Origin of the sequence: Staphylococcus felis (assembly GCF_003012915.1) — a bacterium.
GTDB classification, from domain to species: Bacteria; Bacillota; Bacilli; order Staphylococcales; family Staphylococcaceae; genus Staphylococcus; species Staphylococcus felis.
The window spans coordinates 1,209,952-1,234,112 of record NZ_CP027770.1 but is presented as its reverse complement, the minus strand read 5'-3'; the positions used below and the strand labels follow the sequence as shown (position 1 = coordinate 1,234,112).

Genomic DNA, 24,161 nt, shown 5'->3' with positions numbered 1-24,161 from the left:
ACTATACAACACGATACCTTTTTGATAAAGTAATACTCGTTGTTAAAAACAAACTAAAAAATGCAAGTCAAGTTTTATTATTTCACATTGAATACACTAAAATATAATAATATCTATTTTCAGGAGGACTTTTAATTATGAAGAAAATCATCGCTACAACTTCACTCGCTACAGCTGGATTAGCTGCTTTAACATTATCACAAGGTCATGACGCGGACGCTGCTGAAAACACTGGATACAACCCTCAAGATCCAACATCTTATAGCTATACTTACACAATTGACCGATTTGGTAACTACCACTTCGAGTGGCAAGGTAACTGGTCTCCAGATCAATTCAATGGTGGTAGCACAAGCAATTACTATACTGGTACTAACTATTCAACTCCATCAAGTTATACAACAACTCAACCTTCAAACTATAATTATTCTAGTTATTCTAATTACACAACTACAACGACATCAAGTTCTTATACTGCAGCACCTAGAACATCTGCGCCACAATATACAACTTCAACAACTACTTCATCTGGTTATCGTTCAATTTCTAACGGTACAAGTGGTGTGAATTTATATACTGTAGGTCAATGTACATATTACGTATTCGACCGTGTTGGTGGTAGAATTGGCTCTACTTGGGGCAATGCAAACAATTGGGCAAACGCTGCTGCTAGCTCAGGATATACTGTAAATAACAAACCAGCTGCTGGTGCTATTATGCAAACGACACAAGGCGCATTTGGTCACGTTGCTTACGTTGAGTCAGTTAATGGCGATGGTTCAGTAACAGTTTCAGAAATGAACTACGGTCACGGACCAGGCGTTGTAACTTCACGTACAATTTCAGCAGGACAAGCTGCTAGCTATAACTTTATTCACTAATTTCTTGAAATCATATAAACATAAAAAACGAGTTGATTTTTGAGTCAACTCGTTTTTTATGTTACTCGCACAGTCTCAAAAGTCTTAGAAAGTACAGGCTCTCGGTCAAATTGGACTGGTCGCATTAAATTAAGGCGTTATGCAATAATGGATTGCTTAACGCCTTTTTCGTTGTGTGATCATAAAGTTTTGAACATTAATGCCTCTTTTAATACGACATAAATCAGTAAAATTGAGTTGGTAAAACATACTTTATAACTTAGGGGTGTGAATAAATATAGCTAATTTGATTGATTCCTAAGCCGAGACTTCTGAGGCGCCTAGAAAAGCGAGGCTTTATGGAACAATCAAATAAATGAAATTATTTATACACCAGTCCGATTTACTATAGAACCAAAGTACAAACTGAATGCGAATTTGTTTTTGATTCATTACATTTATTCGAAAAATTCCACAAAGCAAGGCGCAATAGTGCTATTAAGTATTCTCGCTACAAAATACAAACAGCACTAATGCACCCTTAACTAAGGAGTACTTTTAATATTTTTATCATTGGTGATGATAAATTGATGAAAACCGAATCATTTAAGTGCACCGCTACAAACACTTAGAACTCATAGTCGGTATCACCACATTTATGTTATATATATAGCCGTATATATATAAGTTAAACATTTTCTTTTTTACATTGTAAATCTTTCTATTCACATGTATTCACTTTTAGTGTTAATTCTGTTCTGATGAAGGTGATTTTTCTTTAATGCCTATACCTGTAAACCCATAAAAGATAGCAATGATTAAGCATAAATAACACGGTATTGCCCAAATGAAAAACTCACCAACTCCAACGCCAAGTTGTTGTGTATAATAGATCCCCGATGTCCCCCATGGAATAAGCGGAATGACCATCGTACCTGAGTCTTCTAACGTTCTTGACAAATTCACACGATCTAAATTCATCTTGTCATACATTTCCATAAGTAAGATACCTACCATAATGATGACCACTGATGCTACACCAGCAGCAAGAACCATAATTAATCCACCAATGACAGTCGCTAAAATTAATTGTCCACGTGAATTAATATTTTTAGAAATACGATGTAAAAGTACATCTAAACAGCCTGCTTTTTCAACAATACCAGCAAATGCATAGCCACAAAATATTGTAATAATAATTTGGGTCATACTCATCATACCGCCTTGTTCGATAAGAGATAAGGCTTTATCTGAAATGCCGTCAATATTTCTCGTAATCATATCAGGGTGAAATCCTTTAAAAGTTGCGATAAACCCATCTTTTAGTTGAAAGCCATTATTGAGCCATCCCACTAATATGGCTGATACACTAGAGGCTAACATCGCAGGCACTGTCGATACTCTCATCAATAAACACCCCACTATGACAATCATGGGTATCCAAACGAAAAAACCTAATTGATACATCGCTTCAATATCTTTTAGCATTGTATCAATATTTTGAGTACTCACATTCGCACCAAATTGACGCGATGCAAAATGCCACACAACGAGTGCCACGATAGAAGCAGGCACAGTTGTTAAAACCATATGCCTAATATGGCTAAAAATATTGACACGTGTGACTAATGCAGCAAGATTTGTCGTATCAGAGAGTGGCGACATCTTATCTCCAAATACTGCTCCTGAAATAATAGCACCTGCTGCCATGCCTGCTGGTATATCCATTTGTAGACCAATGGCCATTAATGCAATACCTGCAGTTGATGCAGAGCCCCAAGCTGTCCCTGTTGCCACCGAACAAATCGCAGCGATTATAAATGCCGAAACTAAAAAATAGCTAGGACTTAAAAATTTTAAACCATAATAAATCAATGCTGGTACTGTACCTGAATACATCCAAGATCCAACAATAATACCCACAGTTAAAATGATAAAAATGGCAGGCATTGCTGTTGATAATCGATCTGTGATACCTTCTTCTAAATCTTTCCATCTTAATCCGACACGCCATGCAATAAATGATGCATATGCTGCTGATATAATAAGTAGCGGTTGAATTGGAATTTCCAAAACAATAAATCCAATACATACGACGCACATCATTACGACAATTGTCGAAATTGACTCAAATAATGTCGGTTTTCTTTTCATACACAACACTCTCCCCTTTTAGTGATGCTTCCTATGACTCAAGTCACTTTAATACGAAATAAGGCCGACATTTTCACGCCCTAAATAATCAATCGTTAATCCTTCATTAAAGAAGTCTCGCTCAAGTATAGTAGATGCAATCATAATAATGGCATCAATATTTGGTGTTGGCACGCCAATCTCTCTACCTAAGCTTGACCAAAGTACTAATCCATATGCAATATCTTCAGTTAGGTAACGATTGTTTACTTTATTAGGTCCAGGTATTCGTGAAAATACAGGACTGTGATTAAAAATTTTATTTAATGGCTCGTCTTCCATTTCTCTTTCCAAATAGCCTCGTTCAATACGTGCTTCTTTTGCTGTTTCAAGCTCGAATCCTAATTTACGTCCTAAAGATAAACGCTCCATTTCAACAGCATGTAGCAGTCGAACCGTATGCTTTGTGATTCCTTCTTTATATAGTGCAAAATCTTGACTATAGTCAATGCGACCTACATTTAATAACGTTGGGCCTGGATGTACTTCAGGATTACCATTTTCAAGATTGGTACGCCATAAGCTTTCCTCTTTAACAATATAAGGATAAATTTGCTCTACTTTATCAAATGCTGGTATTAAATCTTTCTCTTCAAATGTCGAAAAATAAACTTTGCGTACTTTTAAAGATAAATCTACTGTTGCTGATGCAAAGTCCACACGTGTCCCATACGTTAAAGTATTTGCCTCTGCAAAAGTAGGACGTGTTGCAATTTTATATTCGTTAAGTACTTTAATAAAACGTGCAGACCCCATTGCAGCTGCCATATTAAAGAAAATAATTTGATCTTCATTAATATAAGAAGACATCAATTCCGCATAGTATTCAATAAATGAAGAAGGGATGACAAGCATAATGATTTCAGCATCTTTAATCACTTCTTCCATACTATCGCTTATGTTAGTGAAGTTGACAAAGCTTTCTTGACCTTCATTAATATAATGAAATCCCCCAAGCTCAAGTGCTTTATCAAATTTGTCTATAGATTGATTTCTGCAATAAAGTTTCACGTCATGCCCTTGATCCACCATGTCTATCGCTGCTGTAACAGCACCATTCCCAGATCCAACAACTGCAATTTTCATTTATAACCCTTCTTTCTGCTTACTATTTATATTTGTGACTCATGAAGATATTAACAAAACAATCATCAATTGAAAACAGTATTTTTACCCTTATTCTTTGTTTTTTTATGTCTACCCTAACTGTAAAAAAATAATGCTTTATCTTGAAAGTTATTAACAACTTTGATTAAATAAAATTAAGTTACTTTTATATTTTAATGGAGGTTAGTATCGCATGAAGACTGAAGAAGTCAATCACGTGCATGATCATCAAACACACCAACAGTACGGCCCAACAATTGAAGATAAAAATATGGCCACACTTATTTATGTAACATCATTTTTTACTTCACTTATCGCACCTATCATTATTTGGCTTTTAAAAAGAGACGAATCACCTTTTATTGATATAACAGGTAAAAATTATTTAAACTTTTATATATCTTACTTTATTTGGGTATCTATTTCGTCAGTACTTATATTTGCTTTAGTCGGAATAATAACCACGCCTATTCTACTAATATTATCAATTGTTTTTCATATTATTGGTCTTGTAAAAGCTTATAAAGGTGAAGTTTACCTTCCTCCTTTATCTATTCGCTTTTTCCGTTAATGTTTAATTTTTAAGTAAATACTTTATATTACAATTCATGTAACAACTTCAAATAAGATATCTATTTTTATTTATTATTCAATCCGATTATATCAATACCTCTATACAATTAAGCTATCTGTCATATGATTACAATATGTCAGATGGCTTTTTTATTTCTATTACAAAAGCGTAACATTGCACACAAAGGCATTTATTTCTGATATTGTTGTTCTTGTCGTTAAAGAGACATGAACACAAATACCTTTCATACTGTGAAAGTTTAAATATTTTTTTAATGCTATAGGAGGACTTATTTATGTTAAAAAAAATCGCTACAGTTACTACAGTATCTGCAGGTCTTGGTGCTGCTTCATTAGGGTTAGATCATCACCAAGCTGATGCAGCAGAAGGTCAATATAACTATTCATATCAATATAATTACAATACAAATACAAATGGAAATACTGACTATTCATACCAATCTCAAAATAGTCAAACATACTCAAATCAAAATTACACATCAACAACAACGACTTCTACTCAATCCACTGGAACAATACATGCAGGTAACTTATATACAGCAGGTCAATGTACATGGTACGTTTATGACAAAGTAGGTGGCAAAATCGGATCAACATGGGGCAATGCTAATAATTGGGATGACGCTGCTTCTGCTGCTGGATATACAGTGAACACAACACCTGAAGCTGGTTCCATATTACAAACTGACATGGGGCCTTTCGGTCACGTAGCATATGTTGAATCAGTTAATGATGATGGTTCAGTAACTGTTTCTGAAATGAACTATAACGGTGGCCCTTTCAGTGTCAATGAGCGTACTATTTCTAGTGCTGAAGCAAGCTCATACAACTACATCCACTTAAAATAGTAATCTATTTAAATATGACTGAAAGAAGTTAGGACATCAATCCCACAATAATAGCGTAGAGATGATTCATGATTGAATCACCTCTACGCTATTCTTTTACTCGACGCTCATCCTATTCCCTCAGGCGTCTCGTCAACAATACGACGTGATATACATGTAATTTTACTTTAAAAAAAGACACTTTCGTATCATTGAATGAATCATCTCGTTATAAGAAAACTTCGAGATATTTATGTGCTAGCCCCTTCTTTTTTGACTCAAAATATAGAACAATTGCATCATCTTTTGTTTATAAATAAGCATTTTCGTTTTATACTAGTACCATTACATTTTTTTGATAAAGGAGGCATTGTTTCACTATGCAATGGTTAAAAGTTTTCACTGCAGGTATTGTTGAAGTCTTTTGGGTCATTGGTATTACACATTCTACACATCTGTATGAATGGTGCTTCACATTACTTTGCATTATTTTTAGTTTTTGGATGATGTTATCTGCTTCGAAGCATTTACCCGTTGGCACAGTCTATGCTGTATTTGTTGGCATTGGCACTTTAGGCACTGTCATTGTCGGCATGCTATTCTTTAATGAACCTGCAAGTGTATTAAAAATCATCTTTATATTGACATTATTAATAGGTGTCATTGGATTAAAACTGACATCCAAGGAAGAAGGTGTATCCTAATGGCTTGGTTGTCGTTATTATTAGCAGGGTCATTTGAAGTGCTCGGTGTGTTTTGGCTCAATCAATATGCACTCAAAATTCAAAAGCGTTATATCGTACTATTAGCAGTGACATTTGCTTTAAGTTTGCTATTCTTATCACTATCTATGCAGGAAATCTCGATGGGAACCGCTTATGCTGTTTGGACTGGGATAGGTACAGTCGGAGGAACTTTACTCGGAATGATTGCATATCATGAATCGAAACATTTTTCACGACTATTCTTTATCTTTTTGATTATTGTTTCAGCAATTGGTCTGAAATTAATAGCTTAAGCTTGCATCCTTGTTTTTTAGAAAAGGTTTTCATATACTAAAAATGAAAGGTGGGAGTGTAACAATGAAAAAAGTATTTGTAGCAGGTCCTATTCCTGAAACAGGTTTAAAAAAATTAAAAGAACATTTTGAAGTTGACATGTATGACGGTCAAGGCATTATCGATAAAGACACACTTAAAAATTCAATCAAAGATGCTTTTGGTCTTGTTAGCCTATTATCTACGAATGTCGATCAAGAAGTGATTGATAGTGGTGAAAACCTCAAATTTATCGCTAACTATGGTGCTGGCTTTAATAATGTTGATATCGACTATGCACGTTCAAAAGGTATTGATGTTTCTAATACACCCAAAGCTTCAACTAATGCGACAGCAGAGTTAACTATCGCTATTTTACTTGCTGTTGCACGTCGCATACCTGAAGGCGACCAATTGATGCGTCATGAAGGCTTTGATGGATGGGCTCCTTTATTTTTCCGAGGCCGTGAAGTTTCTGGAAAAACAATCGGTATCGTAGGCCTTGGTGAAATTGGTAGTGCAGTTGCAAAAAGAGCAAAAGCTTTTGACATGGACATTCTTTATACTGGACCACATCGCAAAGAAGAGAAAGAAAAAGAAATCGGTGCGAAATACGTGGATCTTGATACACTATTAAAAGAAGCTGATTTTGTCACATTGAATGCAGCATACAATCCGGATATGAAACATATGATTGACACACCACAATTAGAGTTAATGAAACCGACTGCTTATTTAGTCAATGCATCTCGTGGCCCTATTGTTCATGAAAAAGCTTTACTTGAAGCCTTAAAGAACAAGACAATTGAGGGAGCAGCACTCGATGTATATGAATTTGAGCCTGAAATTACAGAAGGGTTAAAATCATTAGACAACGTTGTTATCACACCTCATATTGGTAACGCAACATTTGAAGCACGTGATATGATGGCTGATATTGTTGCTACCAACCTCATCAAAAAAGCAAATGACGAGCAACCTGACTATATTGTCAACTAATGCATAAAAAAGAGCCGGGACATCAATCCCAAAATACAAGCGTAGAGATGATTCATGATTGAATCGCCTCTACGCTTTTCTTTTATCAATCATTCGTATTGTTTGGCTCGCATTTCCTAGGGGAATGGGTTGCGCCCCGGTCTCGACGCTCATCCTATTCCCTCATGCGTCTCGCCAACAATACGACGTGATATACATGTCATTTTACATTAAAATACTTTAAAAAAGACACTTTCGTATCATTGAATGAATCATCTTATTATAAGAAAACTTCGAGATTTATGTCTCAACCTCATCCTTTTTGGCATTACATCAAGATTATTCACTTTTCGATTTGAACAAAAATGAAGTTTGTAATGCGACCAACCATTTCGGTAAACGTTTTAACACCCTATTACGTAATTGAATGCTGAGACGATGCTCTTTTTGCGCTATCTTCCCTATTTTACGAGAGCGTTTAATGACTTTTGCGGTATGTTTGACACGCAAACGATCATAACGTTTCAATGCTTCTGCCACACTCTCATATTTTTGCAATACATTTGCTAATACAATAGCATCTTCCATCGCTTGTCCAGCACCTTGACCCATATTCGGTGTTGTTGCGTGTGCAGCATCTCCAATTAAAACGATGCGATTCTGATAAACAAATGTGTTTAATGGTTTCAGATCATAAATATCATGATGTAAAATTCCTGTTTCTGGTTGAAGGTCTAATATTTTTCTAACTGGCTCTGGATAATGGTTAAAATAAGCTTGCAAGTATGGTTTATTAAATCCGCTGAACTGTGCATCTTTTTCTTTAGCATTCATCGTTGCAAACCAATATGCTTGACCGTTTAACAAGCTCACAATCCCAAATCGGCCTTTTTTGCCCCAGTATTCATCAGCAATTTGAGATAAATCATCTATTCCTTCTACAACACCTCTAAAACAAGTATATCCTTGATATTTCACTTTTGATTTCGGGTTGATAACTTGTCGTACTTTTGAATGGATACCATCAGCACCTACCACAAGGTCAAAAGATTTGGAATCTTGATGATGAAAGTGTAATAAAACATGGTCATTTTGAACTTCAGCTTTGATAACTTCATGTTGAAGATGAATGATTCCAGCGGGGATGTAACTTACTAAAATATCAAGTAATGCTTGACGTAAAAGCGCAACATTGGTTGATTTTTGAGAAAGTTTCATTTCAGTGAGTGACTCACCATATTCATCAAACACACGCATTTTTTCTAAAATTTGACCTGCATTTTTAATACCTTTTGCTAAATCATGCTGCCCTAACTTTTTGAGTACATTTTCTCCAATGCCTATCCCTGCACCGACCTCACGCAGTGCATCAGCTTTATCGAATATCTCAATCCGGTGCCCTTGTTCTGCTAACATGATAGCCGCGGTTAATCCGCCTATTCCTGCACCTACAATACCGATTTTCATTCTATTCACCTCATTTAATCCAATACCAACTTACTATGCTTGATTGATGACTCTTATCTTATCTATAAAATTGCTTTCGTATATCGTCTTGTTTAATACCGTATCGATCATAATATATGGACATGCGCTCTGAAATTTTTGAAGCCCAATCCACATCACTAGCATATTGATGCGTCGCTGGCTCTTTAGGATTCCAACGCATTTGATACAATGTAATTTGGCCATTTTCAAAATAGTGATTGCGTATAAACTTTGCGCCACCTTCAATGGCCTTTTCAGGTGTCGTCCATTTCGCTTGTTTTGCAAAACTTGATCCTGTTTCTAGTGCATCACGATCAAATGCACCTATGCCAAAAAAATTATAAAAACGTGCTTTCCCTTGCGTGATTCCTTTCGCAAGCTCTGATCGTCCATCTCCTGTTTCGAGGCTCGCATGACTAACAAGGTAAACCACATTGACATGATATTGATCTTGTGCATCAAGAAAATCTTGCCCATGTCCTTCGAGTATGCCTTTACCTTTTAGCATCTCATTCACTTCGTCAACAGACATATGGACAGGCTCTGATATATCCATATACATCAAATCAGAGTCTGTTCTTTTAACTTTCATCGCCTCAGAGACGTCTTCTTTTGATGCTTCAACAAAGTGACCTTCATTTGACTTTGTATGCAGAGCGTCTCCACTCGTTTGTTTGTCTAATGCTTCGTCAAATGTATAAGATATATCATTTTTAAATAGTCCTGTTTCATTAACAATAAATAAGACAAAAAAGATGACTATTATAAGGATAACTATCGTACGCATAGGTTTTTCTTTAATCCATTGCATCTTATTTAAAACTCCTCTTCATATGGTTATCTTAAGCCATATATCACTGTAATAATTAAGATAAGTACAATGACATATGAAATATTTACAATGATTCGAATGAACCGTTTACCTTTAAATATCATGTTAAATAAAACGAGACTCAAACTAAGCGTAACTATAAAACATAATAAAGCTACTATAGGGATAATAAATAAAAATATAAGACCTAGAACTAATAAGATATTAGATATAATCCCTAATGTTTTAACTTTTTTCATTTGTGCTTGATTCATTTTTTCACCCACCTTATACCTGTATTATTCTATCATGAATCATGTATGGTGACACCTATATCCACTATGTCACTTCAACTACTATTGAATATCCCTCTACATAACTCAATCATATAAAGCAAAAGGTTTGAATTGAGTAATGATAATCACCAAAAAAAGAGTAGGTATTGCCGTGAGTTCTCTCACTAGAATACCTACTCTTATGTTTATTCAAATTCTGCTTTAACGTGACATTCCTTTTAATATATTCAAGAAGTACGTTAAACTTTGATTGATTTCATCATCTTTTAAGACTTTGACCAATCCTGAAACTGACGAGCGTGCATTAGGGTTGGCCTGATTGGCTACACGAAGTCCTTTATTAACTTTGTTCAATAACACGCTTAATTCGTCTGTATCAAGTGAACCTAATAAAAATAACATTTGACCCATATTATGCAAGATGCCTGAGTATTGGTCTTTATTGAGTTCAGTTACGATTTTTTCTGTTATGACACCCCGTTGTTTTACCGCACCTTTTAATGCATCAAGTATTTTAGCTTCATCTAATATACCAATTAAATCGATTGCTTTTAAAATGCTGTCTTTATTTTCCGCAATTGCACTTGTGACTTCATCGAGACTTTCTGCTTTGAGCTGTGCATCTGTCTTTTCTATTTTTTTGATTTTAGAAATTCGTTCAGCCATTATTTCATCACCTGATCCCCTGGAAAGACATAATCACGTCTTGCCCATTTTTTCTCAACTTCTACACTATATTGTGGATTGCGTGTTTGATTACGGAAGTTCGTTGGATTGAGTGGTGATTTACCACGTTTGCTGAGTACTTCCATACGGCAACATGTTGATTTATATGCCGGAGTATGCGTAGCTGGATCCGTTACACTACTAGTCAAATAGTTTACAGCAGCTTCACTATTATCATTCAATGGAAGATAAATTTGCTTCCCTTTAACTCGATCTGTAATGTGTACGTGTGCTGTTGCTTCACCTGTTTCAGAAGTTAACTTCACTGCTGCCCCTTCGTGAATACCGCGCTCTTTTGCAAGTTCTGGTGATATCTCCACAAAAGCTGTTGGCATTTTATATTGAAGCCCTGGCACTTTGTACGTCATATTCCCTTCATGGAAATGCTCGAGCACACGTCCATTATTCACATGTAAGTCATACTCTTCATTTGTTTTATAGAAGTTATTAAAATCTAATGCATAAAACTTCGCTTTTCCATTGTCAAAGTTAAATGCTTCTGTAAATAATAATGGCGAATCCGTTCCATCCGCATCGACAGGCCATTGTAGACTATTATACCCTTCCAAACGATGATACCTTACACCTGCAAACATTGGTGTTAAATCAGCGGCTTCATCCATGATTTCTGATGGATGTGTATAGCCCCAGTCATATCCCATTTCTTTAGCAATCATTTGAGTGATTTGCCAGTCTGGTTTTGAGTCGCCAAGTGGTTCTAATACCTGATATAATCGCTGGAATCGACGTTCAGTATTAGTGAAAGTGCCATCCTTCTCTAAAGACGGACTTGCCGGTAAGACTACATCTGCAAACTCCGCTGTAAATGTTAAAAATTCGTCTTGTACAACTAAGAAGTCCACTTTTTCTAATGCTGCTTGCACATAGTTTATATTTGAATCGACTATCCCTGTATCTTCACCTAAAATAAACATACTATGCACATCGCCAGCGTGGATGTGATCCATCATTTGATGATTGTCATATCCTGGTTCTTTAGGGATTTGAACACCCCATGCTTCTTCATACCAACCACGAGCTTCATCATCTTGTACACCTAAATATCCTGGTAGTTTATCAGGCATACTACCAAAATCCGAACAGCCTTGAACGTTATTATGACCACGTAATGGATATGATCCTGCTCCTGGTTTCATATAGTTTCCTGTAGCAAGTAATAAGTTAGAGATTGCCGTACTTGTATCAGAGCCTGTCTCTTGCTGAGTCACTCCCATTGCCCAGCAAATTGCTACAGTATTGACACTGACAATTTCTTTAGCTAATTGGATTAAGCGTTCTTTCGGAATACCTGTCGTCTCTTCAGCAAATTCCATTGTATAAGGCTCAAGTGATTGGTAATATTCATCAAAATGATCCACCCATTGATCAATAAATGATTTGGCATGCCATCCTTTGTCGATGATATATTTCGTCACAGCCGAAAGCCATACTAAATCCGTACCAGGTAGTGGTTGGTAAAACACATCTGCACGATCAGCCATTTCATGTTTACGGATATCGAATACATGCAATTTTTGACCAAATAATTTATGTGAGCGTTTAATACGTGATGCAATAACAGGATGCGCTTCTGCAGTATTTGTTCCAATCGTAATCACCATTTCTGCATTTCCGATATCCTCAATAGAACCAGAGTCTCCGCCATGTCCAACTGTTCTGAATAAGCCTTTTGTCGCTGGTGCTTGACAATAACGTGAGCAGTTATCAATATTATTTGTTCCAATAACTTGGCGCGCTAATTTTTGCATTAAATACGATTCTTCATTTGTTGCTTTTGATGACGAAATGAATGTTAATGCTTTCGGGCCATATTGATCTTTAATCTCTTGCATACGTTTTGCTACATACGGAATTGCTTCATCCCATTCAACTTCTTCAAATTGACCATTACGGCGAATCAACGGCTTCGTTAGACGTTCTTCAGAATTAACATAATCCCAACCGAATTTCCCTTTGACACATGATGAAATTTTATTCGCTGGTGAATCATGAGAAGGTTGAACCTTTAATATTTCTCGATCTTTTGTCCAGACTTCAAAGCTACAACCCACACCGCAATATGTACAGACCGTTTTTGTTTTTTTGATACGTTCTTCACGCATTGCAGCTTCAGAATCTGAGACAGCAAATAATGGGCCATATCCTGTTTCAGCTTTTTTCGTTAAATCAATCATTGATGCAAGAGAACCTGGTTCAATGTCTGTCATATATCCAGCATTACCTACCATGTTGTTTTCCATCATTGCATTACATGGACAAACTGTTGCACATTGTCCACACCCTACACATGAAGAGTCATTAATAGATACGTCATTGTCCCAAATCACACGTGGGTGTTCACGACTCCAATCAATTGACAACGTTTCATTGACTTGAACGTCCTGACACACTTCAACACATCGTCCACATAAGATACATTGATTTGGATCATAACGATAAAACGGACCAAAATCAACGTCATAAGGTTTTGGTTTATATTCATATGTTTGATGTTCAAGTCCCCATTGATCCATTGTATTGTGAATTTCACAATTACCGTTATTATAGTCACATACCGTACAATAAAGTTGATGCTTTTCTAATATACGATCTAAAGCCTCTTTTTGCGAAGTTTCGACAGATTGACCTTCAGTATTGACAACCATTGAACGATTGATCGTTGTACCACAAGCACGTGCAATTTGACCGTCAATTTCAACGGCACATGTGTCGCACGTTTGGATTGGGCCTAATGAATCGTTATAACAAATGGAAGGTACAAATGTATTTTGCTCTTTAATAAACGCCAATAAATTTTTGCCGGGTTCAACAAGGTAATCTTTACCATCTAACGTTACTACAAGATGTTCCTGCATAAATATCCCCCCTATAATCTCTATATGCCTAAGGATGCCCCCGCATTCTTAGTTATCTTCATTCTATACTCTTTTACACAAAATGTTAACCTATGAAACTAAATTATCATATTGTAATATATTTCCAACTTAAATGATTCACTTTCAAAATGAGATGACTCTATCTATACATTAAGCACCATATCAAAAAAAGAACCATCAACTTTTGATATGGTCCTCATAAGTTAACAGTTCTTCATAAAATAATTTCCACTTTTCTGAGTGATAAGTCTTATCAATTTAGTGTGTTGTACCTAGCGCTGCATGAATATCTGTATCGTGATCGATACATGTTTGAATCGCAATCTCTAAACCTTTTGTCATTAATGGAATAGACATTGACGGCTTTCCTGGTTTATCGACAACTTGATCAGGTGCAAACGGAACATGTATAAAACCTGTTTTGAGTGTCGGATAGATTGTATCTGCTAAGTAAGCAAGTTGATACATAATATGATTGCATACAAATGTACCCGCACTATTAGATAAACTAGCAGGTATACCATTCTTTTTCATCTCTTCTACCATTCTCTTAACAGGTAATCGAGTGAAATACGCAGGTGCTCCTTCTAGTTGAATGGGTTGATCAATAGGTTGTTGCCCTTGATTATCAGCAATACGTGCATCGTCTATATTAATAGCCACCCGTTCAGGTGTTATTTCAGAACGTCCACCTGCTTGACCAACTGCTATCACGATATCATAGTATTTTTGAGCTAATTGCATTTTAATCACTTCGATACTTTGATGAAATACAGTAGGAATCTCTAACGTATCAATTTGATGTTCACCAATATTTGATGGTAATTGTTTAACCGCTTCAAGTGCTGGGTTCACTGACTCTCCTCCAAACGGATCAAAACCTGTCACTAAAATATTCATTTGAATACCTCCTCAAACTAAAAAGCTAATACATACATTAATAAAATATGAGCTATAATAAGCATCAATGCCATTGGGATTTGCGCTTTAATTACACCTAGTTCATCTTTCATTTCCAATAGCGCTGCAGGCAATGCGTTAAAATTTGCAGCCATAGGTGTCAATAATGTACCACAAAATCCACCCGTCATGGCTAGTGCACCTGCAATAGCAGGGTCTCCACCAATTGCAATGACAAATGGGACACCTATACTCACCGTAATGACTGTAAACGCTGCGAATGCATTACCCATTAACATTGTGAAAAGGACCATTCCTAAAACATAAGCTGCTGAACCGATTAAAGCGTTGCCCTCAGGTAAGAAACCTGAAATCCCTTTTGATATCGTTTCACCGACACCACTCACAGTAAATAATATTCCAAGTGCTGCTAAAAATTGTGGTAATATCCCTACTGTGCCTATTTGTTGTACGAGACGATCACTATCATAGAGCCCTACTTTAGGTTTTGGTTTTAAAACAATATATGCTGCAATTAAAGCAATAATAGACGATGCTCCAATACCTATCGCACCTCCAAAAGGTGTCCAAGTTGATATGATAACGGCTGCTACCGCTAAAACTACCGCGGGGATAAAAAGCTTTGCACCGTACTTTGAAGCCCCTTCTTCTTCTGTTTGTTTATCTACCTCTAATACTTTTCCTAATTTAACATTTTTGGTAATCGTCAATAATCCCATCGCCAGCACACACACGCCATTCAACCAGTTAGGGATATACGGTCCGACGATGAACATCAAACCAAGAATCATCCAAAACAATGCAGTTCCTACACGCTTATCATTTTGTTTAAACTTTAAAACACGATAAGCAGTATAAAAAAATTGTAATCCAATCAATATGTAAAATACTTCTAAAATTTGATTAATGGTTGTCTCACTCATTGTTTCGACCTTCTTTCACACCGTATTTACGCGCTAACTTACGATCAAATATCACATTTCGAATCACACCTATCACTAATGTAATGATGGCTATTGGTGCAGAAAATAAAGCAATCTGAACAGCAGTCACATTCATATTCAATGATTCAAATGTTGATACAATCAATAACACACCTGATGCGCCAACAAATAAGTTTTGTCCAAAAAAGTTCCCGTAATTTTCCATTGCTGAGATATGTGCTTTTAGTTTTTCTTCATCTTTAGCGTCTAACTTTTGTTTGTATTTCGCTTTTGCAGCCGCTTGGACCATCGGATTCATTAATGGTCTGACAAATTGTGGATGACCCCCTATGCGAATTGAAGCGAGACCCGCTAACTCACGAATTAATAAATAGAGCGACATAATACTCCCAGATGTGATTCCTTGTATTTTATTGATAAGTCGGGTTGCCTGTGTTTTAAGTCCAAAACGTTCAATTAACCCCACCATGGGTAACGTTAATATAAAGAGTGAAACCATGCGACTATCTACAAATGCCTTTCCTAATGTTTCAAGTATCTCTACAAGGTTCAAATTGGATACAAGCCCAGTCACTACTGCTGCAATAAGCACCGTTCCGATCGTATCCCATTTAAAATAAAAGCCTAAAATGATAATGATAATACCTATGAGTTTTAACCATTCCATTATTTATCCCTCCTTGTGAAATATCATACATGATTTCTGATTAAAAGTATGCAATTTCTTTAAATTTTCAAACTTTTCATCTGCTTTATCACATCATTTTTACAGAGGACTCATCTTGTCATTGATTTGGCTACTGTATGGTGCACACTGAGATAGAATAATATGACTTTATCAAAAAAAGGGGTCTATAGTAAATCGTACTGGTGTATAAATAATTTCATTTATTTGATTGTTCCATAAAGCCTCGCTTTTCTGGCGCCTCACCTCAACTCATTTTAAGATTGAACTTACCCAATCTTAAAATGGATTTTCGGTTACGGCAAGATGCCTCAGAAGTCTCGGCTTAGGAATCAATCAAATTTGCTATATTTATTCACACCCCTAAGTTATAAAGTATGTTTTACCAACTCAATTTTACTGATTTATGTCGTATTAAAAGAGCCATTAATGTTCAAGACTTTATGATCACACAACGAAAAAGGCGTTAAGCAATCCATTATTGCATAACACCTTAATTTAATGCGACCAGTCCAATTTGACTGAGAGTCAAAAAAAGTGCCACTCACTCTACTAAGAGTTGTGACACTGACTTGCAATCTTATTTTTTGATAGCTGTTACTATTGAATTTTCATATGATGCGTTTTTAGATTTCAAGATTATCTTTGTATATCTGAATTAACTGTTGTTTATAACCTTCGTCTGGGATGAAGTAGTACAGTCCATCCTCTTGAATACCACCAGAACCGTCTAACGTGTGACGATGCACATTATCATTGGCATCTTTATACTGACTACGTACTGTATTCAGCTCTCCTAACGATAAATCTGTTGTGACATTATCCCCTAATTGATTCATCAGTGCATTAAAATTAGTTAGTGAGGACACACTCGTCAATTTATTAGCAAGACCTTGTAATACGAGTTGTTGGCGCTCTTGTCGACCAAAATCGCCACCTGCCCCTTCTTCTTTACGACTTCGTATAAATGCCATTGCTTGTTCGCCGTCTAAATGTGACTGTTGACCTTGCGTATATTGATGACCATCAACCGTAAACGTTGCATTACTGACTACGTCGATACCACCAACTGTATCTATCGTTTGTTTTAGTCCGTCCATATCAACTGTAGCATAATGATCCACGGGCACATCCATCAACTTTTCAAGTGACTTCACTGCCATTTCAGGGCCGCCATACGCATAGGCATGATTAATTTTTTCAGTCGTTCCACGTCCCACTATTTCAGCTTGCGTATCACGTGGAATACTAATCATTTCAGTTGTTTTATTTTTAGGATTGACTGATAGTAACATAATCGTGTCACTTCGTTCACCGCCACCTTCACTTTGACGCTTAGCATCGGAATCAATACCGAATAACGCAATTGAAAACGGCTCTCCTTTATTTAAATCAACTTGACCCGATCTTAATTCAGAGTGCTCACGATTTAGAGGGTTATGAATAGCACCACCTACTGCAAATATTTTAAAAGCTAAATATGCAACTGCAATTATCGCTAATACAAATAAAATACCGACAATCCATAATAAAGCTTTCATAATCGGATTTCTACGCTTCTTTATTCTTTTGTATTCCAAATATTTCACTCCGTTCTGTTTCAGATAAAGCTTAAATAACGCATTCGCTTCGTCTTTATAAGTAACTACTAGCCAATAGTATGGAACATCGATGACTTCATTAATAAATATAGGCTCTACTTGAACGTCCCTATACCAACACGTGTAAATCTTATGCTGTATCAGTTAACACTCTTTTTAATGACCTATTGGCCCCACTTACATTACACTCATTGTATTACTATTTTTAATAGATTCAATCAGTCTTTAGACGCAAGTTACACTTTTTGATATCCGCCATCACTGTTTAAAATATCTAAAATTTCGTCATAGCATCCTGGATTACTTATAATAAAGGGACCTCCTTGAGTAAAATCAATCCCTTCTCGTTTAAAGTTCGTCATTTTCAAACCAAGCTCATGTGCAAACAAAAATTGTGCACCAATATCCCATGGTTTAGCATTGGTATGGATATGCGCGCCAAATTGACCAGTAATGACACGTATTGAGTCTAAACCACATGCTCCAATTAGACGATATCCAAATGATTGATCTAATAATGCATGAATCGTTTGATCATTCATTACTTTATTATTAAAAGACACAATCATATCCTTGAGCGGCTTAGATACAGCTGGTTCAATTTTCACTCCATTGACAAATGCACCATAACCGCGCACCGCTTTATAAATATGTTGTCGCGCATAATCATAAATGTATGAAAGCACAGGCTGACCATCAATAAAATAGCCTAAAATGACGCAAAAGTCATTCAGTTGCTTCACAAGGTTTGCAGTTCCATCAATTGGGTCAATTACCCATGTGTGTCCAGTTTTTAATGTATCCGTTTGATGGTGAAACTCTTCACCGTATAATTGATGATCTGGGTAATGGGTTTTAAGAAATGTTTCAAAGCGCGCTTCTATCGTTTCATCTACATTAGTGACAAGATCAAAACGACTACTTTTAGTATCAGTCTTTAAGTCTGAAATCAGTGAAGGCATTAACTCATCTAAACCTTTCAGCCAGTCATGAATATGATTATCTATAGTATGTAACTGCTCTTCTGATATCATCTTATTCACCTCTTTACTTAGTCTTAACTTCATTATACCTATTAGCCCATAAGCCAACAATCTAAATTCCAAACAAAAACCGGCTGACCTAAAGTCAACCGGTATAGAAAGGAAAGTAAGTCATAAATATTGAAGATGTTAAAACTAGAACTAGTACAACTGATCATGATCCAAACATTACTACCAAAATGATAGCTACCCCTCATTTGAATAGATATTGTACCATCCCCCTCTAGCAACTAAATTCATTGTAGCACATACTTTCTCTATTTGTAAACGCTTTCTTAAAAGTTTTTGATTTTTCTTTTAAAATAATACTGACAATTAACATCTAAATATCTCGCTTTTGATAGAGCATACATATCCTCAAACTGTTATCATACAATGTTTACTATGCCTATATGCTATAATAATTATATATTCCTTGTATATTGAGGTGGATAATTATGAAAAAAGAAACACGTCAATGCAAGTTAATCGAAATGCTTCAAGCGCATCATTATTTGACAGCACATGAACTTTCAGATGAACTTAACGTATCGAAACGGACAATATTGCGTGATATCCAAGAGCTTGAAAATAAAGGGATAAGAATTTTAGCACACACTGGCAAAAATGGCGGTTACGAACTACAACCGGATAACCAAAGGATTCATTTAGATTTATCTGAACATGAAGCACAAGCACTCTATCTTATCTTGAAAGAGCGACAATCCCTTTCAGCTCTCCCGTATCAAGAAGAACTGAAAGCCATTCAACTTAAGCTATCGCGTCAACCTAGTTCTACATTAAAGCGTCGATTAAAACAGCAAAACGATTATATTAAAATTCAACCTAATACGACTCCCACACTGCCGAAATTCTTTGAAGATATATTCATTTATTGTCAAGAACGAAAAGTAATGGGCATTGACTACCAATTAAATAATGGCCAAACTACATTTGCAAATATTGTATTTATAGGCATCATTTGTGAAAATAACCACTGGCAAGCTGTCGTATTCCACATTGGTGGCGGCTTTACAAGTTATATTGATATTGCATCAATAGAAGATATCTCTTATTCATTTCATAAATCTATTAACACAACTGATATTACATTGGATAATTTTACGCACTACTTAAAAAAGTAGTTTTGCGGAATCAAGTTTATGACATATGAAAAGACAGTAACCAAACGCGGAACCCCTTTGGTCACTGTCTTTTCTTTTCATAATACATTATATATTTTGACTCATTTATAAGAGTAACTCCAGCACAAACGCTAAAAAGTTATTTAAGATGTGAAATCCAATTGTAACACCAAGATTACGGTTACTTTTAAGATAGAGCCACACAAGTGGTATCGCGATAATAAGATAGTCCACAATCTCAAAAGGTGAACTCGCATTCGTAACATGAAATGCCGCAAATATTATTACAGAAATCACAGCCATTACTTTAAAGTTCAGCTTTTTCCCTAATTCCCCAATCAAAATATGTCTAAAAATGATTTCTTCAACTATTGGTGCAAATACGGCAATAAATAAAAAGCTTACTGGTAATAATGCTAAATTATGAATCATTTCACTGACTAACATTTCATTTTGTGGAGTCCCATACTGGAACTTCTCAGGTAAAAATTCTTTAATCCATCCGTATGCTTGACTAGCGGCCATAGCAATCAAATAAGCAACTACAATCCATTTCCAATAATCTTTTATCCCTTGTATACCTAATTTAAAGCGCTGTTTCATTGATTTGAAGTGTAATAACCAAAAACTAATCACTACAATGATATAACTCACAAGGCTAACGATTTCGATAAGATAGGTTATCGTATCATTAAACACTAAACCTTCATCAGTAAACACCTCAATTGATCCTGTCATAAAAAAGTAAATCACAGGTACTAACATTCCTAATATGAGTTGAGAGATAATAAAAATGGGGATTAACCATAAATCTCTCCATGCGATATCTTTCCATCTGTATTGCGTCATTTTCATTCGATTCCTTTCTATAGTTGTTTTCGCAATAGCATTATCAGACTAAAACGATTCCATATTCATGGCTAAAGTGATGAATTCCATTTGAAAATCTGTGCTATAATATAATATATTATATTTACTGAAAGGATGACAACAATGAATCAGCACAAATTTCCTACTCAGACTCAAGCCGTCAAACATTTAAATGAATTACTTCAATACGCTACTGCCTTTGACCTTCACTACCGCATTGATAAGGCTGAAAGTGAGACATATTTAGACAAACTTCAAACACAAGTCTCTATTTTTTATAAAGATCTCCCAAATCCAGATACTTTATCGACTATACCTTTTCCTGCCTACAATGCCTATTATGATTGCTTAGACAATCTCATGCGTTCTCCTTTAATTCGCGTAGATTTTGGTAACCAATCTTTAGTGAATCAAGGCTATATTGATGTTATTATGATAGCGCAACATCAACTCTCTCTTTACGCAATCAAAACACGATGATTCAACTTCCTCATTGATCATTATTTTAATAAAAAAGCAGCGAACAATCTGATTAGACTGCTCGCTGTTTTTTAGGTGTTTTATAATTTTAAATCTTCTTTGTTTCGTTTGTGGTAACCACGCATAAAGAAAAATACGCCCATAAATCCTAAGAATAAAAATCCAATAATTACTGAAACGCGCGTCTCGCCATTAATTAACATTCCTAATAATACAATGATTAAAAATAGAATTGTCATATAGTTTGTGAATGGTGCAAGCGGCATTTTAAATGGGTGTCCTTCCACTTTTTCAGGGAACTTACGTCTAAACTGAATGTGACTGAATAAAATCATAAACCACGGAATCATCCCTGGTAAAATTGAAGCACTATACACATATACGAAAATACTTTCTGATCCTTCGATAATCATAGGTAATACGATGTTTAAAATAACACCTATAAAAATACCGGTTGAAACTGCCAATACTGTGTAGAATGGTACACCATTTTTCATGACTTTTGTAAAAATCTTAGGTAACTGCCCGTTTTGTGCAAGCGTATAAATCATTCGACTTGAGCTAAAGATACCTGAATTACAACCAGACATCGCTGCTGTAATCACAACAAAGTTAATTAAACCTGCTGCAATTGTAATCCCAACTTTCGCAAAAGTAGCTACGAATGGGCTACCTAATTCTTGTAGACCATCCCATGGATAAACTGTTACAATAACGAAAATCGCACCAATATAGAAAATAAGAATACGCCAGATAACGCCGTTTACTGCCTTTTTAATATTGTGTTGCGGGTTTTTAGTTTCCCCAGCTGTAATCCCTATCAATTCAACCCCTTGATAAGAACCAATAACAATGGACAATGCAAAGAAAAACCCTAGCCAACCATTTGGCATAAAACCGCCATGTTCTGTTAAATTACTCAGTCCTATTGGATTTCCTCCGTTCCCTAATCCGAAGAAAATCAATCCAAATCCTGCTACAATCATTAAGATAATTGTGACAATTTTGATCATTGCAAACCAGAATTCAAACTCTCCAAATGCTTTAACAGATACAGCGTTTGCAGCTGTTAAAATAAGAATCACGAAAATCCCCGGAATCCATGATGGTAACTCTGGCCACCAATATTTCATGTATTCTCCAACAGCTATAACTTCGGCCATCCCAACGACAATCCATTGGAATATATTTGCCCAAGCCGTTATATATCCTGCGACTGGATGAAGATAATCGGTTGCATAATTTGCAAACGAACCCGTTGTTGGATATAAATACACCATTTCACCCATTGCGCGCATAATTAAAAATAAAAATAGACCCGCTACTAAATACGCAAATATAACTGACGGCCCCGTCCAAGCTATCGTACTTGAAGCTCCCATAAATAATCCGACACCTATAGTGCCTCCTAGTGCAATCATTTGGATCTGACGAGAGCTCAGCCCTCTTTGTAATTCATTACCTTCCATAGATCTTCCTCCATCTCCTATAAAACCCCTAGTCAAAACATTTATTATGTTTATGGCGTTATTATACTATATTTCGTAAAGAATACTAGCTTTTTTTCGAAAAATGTAAACGTTTTCTCGATATATAGGTTGCTCGTTATAAAATATTATATAATGAACTATTAAAAATTTATTAGACTTCATTCCTTTATCATGGTGTTTTGTTGGGCTATCTCTAACTATTTTATAGGATGTCACAGATTTGTAAATTTTAAAGTTGTGAATAACTTCACATATTCAATGAACCTCTCTATAATAAAGATGATATTGGAGAAAGGAAATTGTGTAATTATGGAAAATAAAAATATTAAATGGGATAGTATCTTTTATGGAAGAGCTTGGGTGGCAAATATTATTGATACGATTCAAAAAAAAGACGTACTGCAAAGTTTTTATTTAAAACGTTATTTAATGCGTGCCATGATGGCCGGTTTTATTATTAGTATCATTTCTGTATTTGTTTTAATGGTCAAAACAACTTTTTCACCTGATATTCCACCAGGTTTGGTCAATATGTTAGGCTCTATAGCCTTTAGTTTCGCGCTTGTTCTCATCCTTTTTACAAATTCTGAGTTATTAACGAGTAACTTTATGTACTTTACAGTAGGGCTTTATTATCGACTCATTCACCCGAGTCGTGTGCTAAAAATCTTTCTTTTATGTTTCTTAGGTAATGCTTTAGGCGCTTTGTTATTATTCGGATTAATGCGACTGACAAATGTTATGACACCTGAAATGATTCAATTACTAAGTGAGAGTGTCCATACAAAATCTGTAACATTTTCATTTCATAACATATTAGTACGTGCAATTTTTGCGAATTTCTTTATTAATATTTCTTTAGTCATCGCCATGCAAATCAATGACGTTTTAGCTAAAATGTTTGTCATGATGTTTGGCGTTACGATATTTGCATTTATGGGATACGAACACGTTGTCTACAATGCATGTCTTTTTATAGGAATGCTGTATTATAACGTTTCGGCACTACAACTTGGACATTTAATCAAAAATATCGCCTTTGCTTTTATTGGCAACTATATCGGAGGAGGACTAGTCATTGGTCTTTTCTATGCTTACTTAAATGATCACGGTCAGTTTAAAGCTATCAAAAAAGGAATAGACCCGAACGATTAAGTCTTGAATGTCAAAATACTGATAACTAATACCT

At 35.6% G+C, this 24,161-nt stretch carries 23 protein-coding genes; 9 read left to right on the top strand and 14 right to left on the bottom strand.

What is annotated here, in order from left to right; genetic code table 11:
* The first annotated feature begins 137 nt into the window (after positions 1 to 137).
* Entirely contained in the window at positions 138 to 881 is a 744-nt protein-coding gene (locus C7J90_RS05640; protein ID WP_103210400.1) for a CHAP domain-containing protein, read from the top strand.
* Positions 882 to 1,607: 726 nt separating this feature from the next.
* Here the strand turns inward: C7J90_RS05640 and nhaC are convergent.
* Complete coding sequence (nhaC, locus tag C7J90_RS05635) at positions 1,608 to 3,014, bottom strand: Na+/H+ antiporter NhaC (RefSeq protein ID WP_103210402.1); 1,407 nt, start codon at positions 3,012 to 3,014, stop codon at positions 1,608 to 1,610.
* 48 nt (positions 3,015 to 3,062) lie between these two features.
* On the bottom strand, positions 3,063 to 4,139 hold the full coding sequence (locus tag C7J90_RS05630; protein ID WP_103210404.1) for an NAD/NADP-dependent octopine/nopaline dehydrogenase family protein: 1,077 nt from the start codon (positions 4,137 to 4,139) through the stop codon (positions 3,063 to 3,065).
* A 214-nt stretch (positions 4,140 to 4,353) separates the two neighbouring features.
* Here C7J90_RS05630 and C7J90_RS05625 point away from each other — a divergent pair, with 214 nt between their 5' ends.
* From C7J90_RS05625 to C7J90_RS05605, 5 genes are all read left to right on the top strand, one after another.
* A complete protein-coding gene (locus C7J90_RS05625; RefSeq protein ID WP_103210406.1) occupies positions 4,354 to 4,731 on the top strand; it encodes a DUF4870 domain-containing protein in 378 nt (125 codons plus the stop codon).
* 298 nt (positions 4,732 to 5,029) lie between these two features.
* On the top strand, positions 5,030 to 5,602 hold the full coding sequence (locus C7J90_RS05620) for a CHAP domain-containing protein (RefSeq protein ID WP_103209297.1): 573 nt from the start codon (positions 5,030 to 5,032) through the stop codon (positions 5,600 to 5,602).
* Between the two features lie 359 nt (positions 5,603 to 5,961).
* Positions 5,962 to 6,285, top strand: coding sequence for a DMT family transporter (locus C7J90_RS05615; protein ID WP_103209298.1), 324 nt, complete (start codon positions 5,962 to 5,964; stop codon positions 6,283 to 6,285).
* Entirely contained in the window at positions 6,285 to 6,599 is a 315-nt protein-coding gene (locus tag C7J90_RS05610; protein ID WP_103209300.1) for a DMT family transporter, read from the top strand. The genes C7J90_RS05615 and C7J90_RS05610 overlap by 1 nt, the downstream gene beginning before the upstream one ends.
* A 64-nt stretch (positions 6,600 to 6,663) precedes the next feature.
* Positions 6,664 to 7,617: a 2-hydroxyacid dehydrogenase family protein gene (locus tag C7J90_RS05605; protein ID WP_103209302.1), complete on the top strand. Its 954-nt coding sequence runs from the start codon at positions 6,664 to 6,666 to the stop codon at positions 7,615 to 7,617.
* A 318-nt stretch (positions 7,618 to 7,935) separates the two neighbouring features.
* Here the strand turns inward: C7J90_RS05605 and C7J90_RS05600 are convergent, their stop codons facing one another.
* The 10 genes from C7J90_RS05600 to C7J90_RS05555 all read right to left on the bottom strand — a co-directional run bounded on the left by C7J90_RS05600 (position 7,936) and on the right by C7J90_RS05555 (position 18,999).
* Positions 7,936 to 9,063: an FAD-dependent monooxygenase gene (locus C7J90_RS05600; protein ID WP_103209304.1), complete on the bottom strand. Its 1,128-nt coding sequence runs from the start codon at positions 9,061 to 9,063 to the stop codon at positions 7,936 to 7,938.
* A gap of 58 nt (positions 9,064 to 9,121) precedes the next feature.
* Positions 9,122 to 9,895 carry an N-acetylglucosaminidase gene (locus C7J90_RS05595; RefSeq protein WP_232618863.1) on the bottom strand — a complete coding sequence of 258 codons (774 nt, stop codon included), beginning with the start codon at positions 9,893 to 9,895 and terminating at the stop codon, positions 9,122 to 9,124.
* Positions 9,896 to 9,921: 26 nt separating this feature from the next.
* Positions 9,922 to 10,170, bottom strand: coding sequence for a hypothetical protein (locus C7J90_RS05590; protein WP_232332130.1), 249 nt, complete (start codon positions 10,168 to 10,170; stop codon positions 9,922 to 9,924).
* Between the two features lie 222 nt (positions 10,171 to 10,392).
* On the bottom strand, positions 10,393 to 10,857 hold the full coding sequence (locus C7J90_RS05585) for a helical membrane plugin domain-containing protein (protein ID WP_103209306.1): 465 nt from the start codon (positions 10,855 to 10,857) through the stop codon (positions 10,393 to 10,395).
* On the bottom strand, positions 10,857 to 13,793 hold the full coding sequence (gene fdhF / locus C7J90_RS05580; RefSeq protein ID WP_103209309.1) for a formate dehydrogenase subunit alpha: 2,937 nt from the start codon (positions 13,791 to 13,793) through the stop codon (positions 10,857 to 10,859). Before fdhF ends, C7J90_RS05585 begins: the two co-directional genes overlap by 1 nt.
* A gap of 279 nt (positions 13,794 to 14,072) precedes the next feature.
* Positions 14,073 to 14,714: a pyroglutamyl-peptidase I gene (gene pcp, locus C7J90_RS05575; protein WP_103209312.1), complete on the bottom strand. Its 642-nt coding sequence runs from the start codon at positions 14,712 to 14,714 to the stop codon at positions 14,073 to 14,075.
* Positions 14,715 to 14,731: 17 nt separating this feature from the next.
* Entirely contained in the window at positions 14,732 to 15,658 is a 927-nt protein-coding gene (locus C7J90_RS05570; protein WP_103209314.1) for a DUF979 domain-containing protein, read from the bottom strand.
* Positions 15,651 to 16,346 (bottom strand): DUF969 domain-containing protein, encoded by a 696-nt coding sequence (locus C7J90_RS05565; protein ID WP_103209316.1) that lies wholly within the window; start codon positions 16,344 to 16,346, stop codon positions 15,651 to 15,653. Before C7J90_RS05565 ends, C7J90_RS05570 begins: the two co-directional genes overlap by 8 nt.
* A 644-nt stretch (positions 16,347 to 16,990) precedes the next feature.
* Positions 16,991 to 17,905, bottom strand: coding sequence for an LCP family glycopolymer transferase (locus C7J90_RS05560; protein ID WP_167388989.1), 915 nt, complete (start codon positions 17,903 to 17,905; stop codon positions 16,991 to 16,993).
* Positions 17,906 to 18,201: 296 nt separating this feature from the next.
* Positions 18,202 to 18,999, bottom strand: coding sequence for an inositol monophosphatase family protein (locus C7J90_RS05555; protein ID WP_103209320.1), 798 nt, complete (start codon positions 18,997 to 18,999; stop codon positions 18,202 to 18,204).
* A gap of 446 nt (positions 19,000 to 19,445) precedes the next feature.
* On the opposite strand from C7J90_RS05555, the gene C7J90_RS05550 reads away from it, so the two are divergent.
* Positions 19,446 to 20,132, top strand: coding sequence for a helix-turn-helix transcriptional regulator (locus tag C7J90_RS05550; protein WP_103209321.1), 687 nt, complete (start codon positions 19,446 to 19,448; stop codon positions 20,130 to 20,132).
* A 105-nt stretch (positions 20,133 to 20,237) separates the two neighbouring features.
* Here the strand turns inward: C7J90_RS05550 and C7J90_RS05545 are convergent, their stop codons facing one another.
* On the bottom strand, positions 20,238 to 20,981 hold the full coding sequence (locus C7J90_RS05545; RefSeq protein WP_103209323.1) for a CPBP family intramembrane glutamic endopeptidase: 744 nt from the start codon (positions 20,979 to 20,981) through the stop codon (positions 20,238 to 20,240).
* 144 nt (positions 20,982 to 21,125) lie between these two features.
* Between C7J90_RS05545 and C7J90_RS05540 the strand changes: the two genes are divergently transcribed.
* Positions 21,126 to 21,482 carry a hypothetical protein gene (locus tag C7J90_RS05540; RefSeq protein WP_103209324.1) on the top strand — a complete coding sequence of 119 codons (357 nt, stop codon included), beginning with the start codon at positions 21,126 to 21,128 and terminating at the stop codon, positions 21,480 to 21,482.
* Between the two features lie 80 nt (positions 21,483 to 21,562).
* Here the strand turns inward: C7J90_RS05540 and C7J90_RS05535 are convergent, their stop codons facing one another.
* Positions 21,563 to 22,951, bottom strand: coding sequence for an amino acid permease (locus C7J90_RS05535; RefSeq protein WP_103209326.1), 1,389 nt, complete (start codon positions 22,949 to 22,951; stop codon positions 21,563 to 21,565).
* A gap of 330 nt (positions 22,952 to 23,281) precedes the next feature.
* Between C7J90_RS05535 and C7J90_RS05530 the strand changes: the two genes are divergently transcribed.
* Positions 23,282 to 24,127, top strand: coding sequence for a formate/nitrite transporter family protein (locus C7J90_RS05530; protein ID WP_103209327.1), 846 nt, complete (start codon positions 23,282 to 23,284; stop codon positions 24,125 to 24,127).
* Positions 24,128 to 24,161 lie beyond the last annotated feature (34 nt).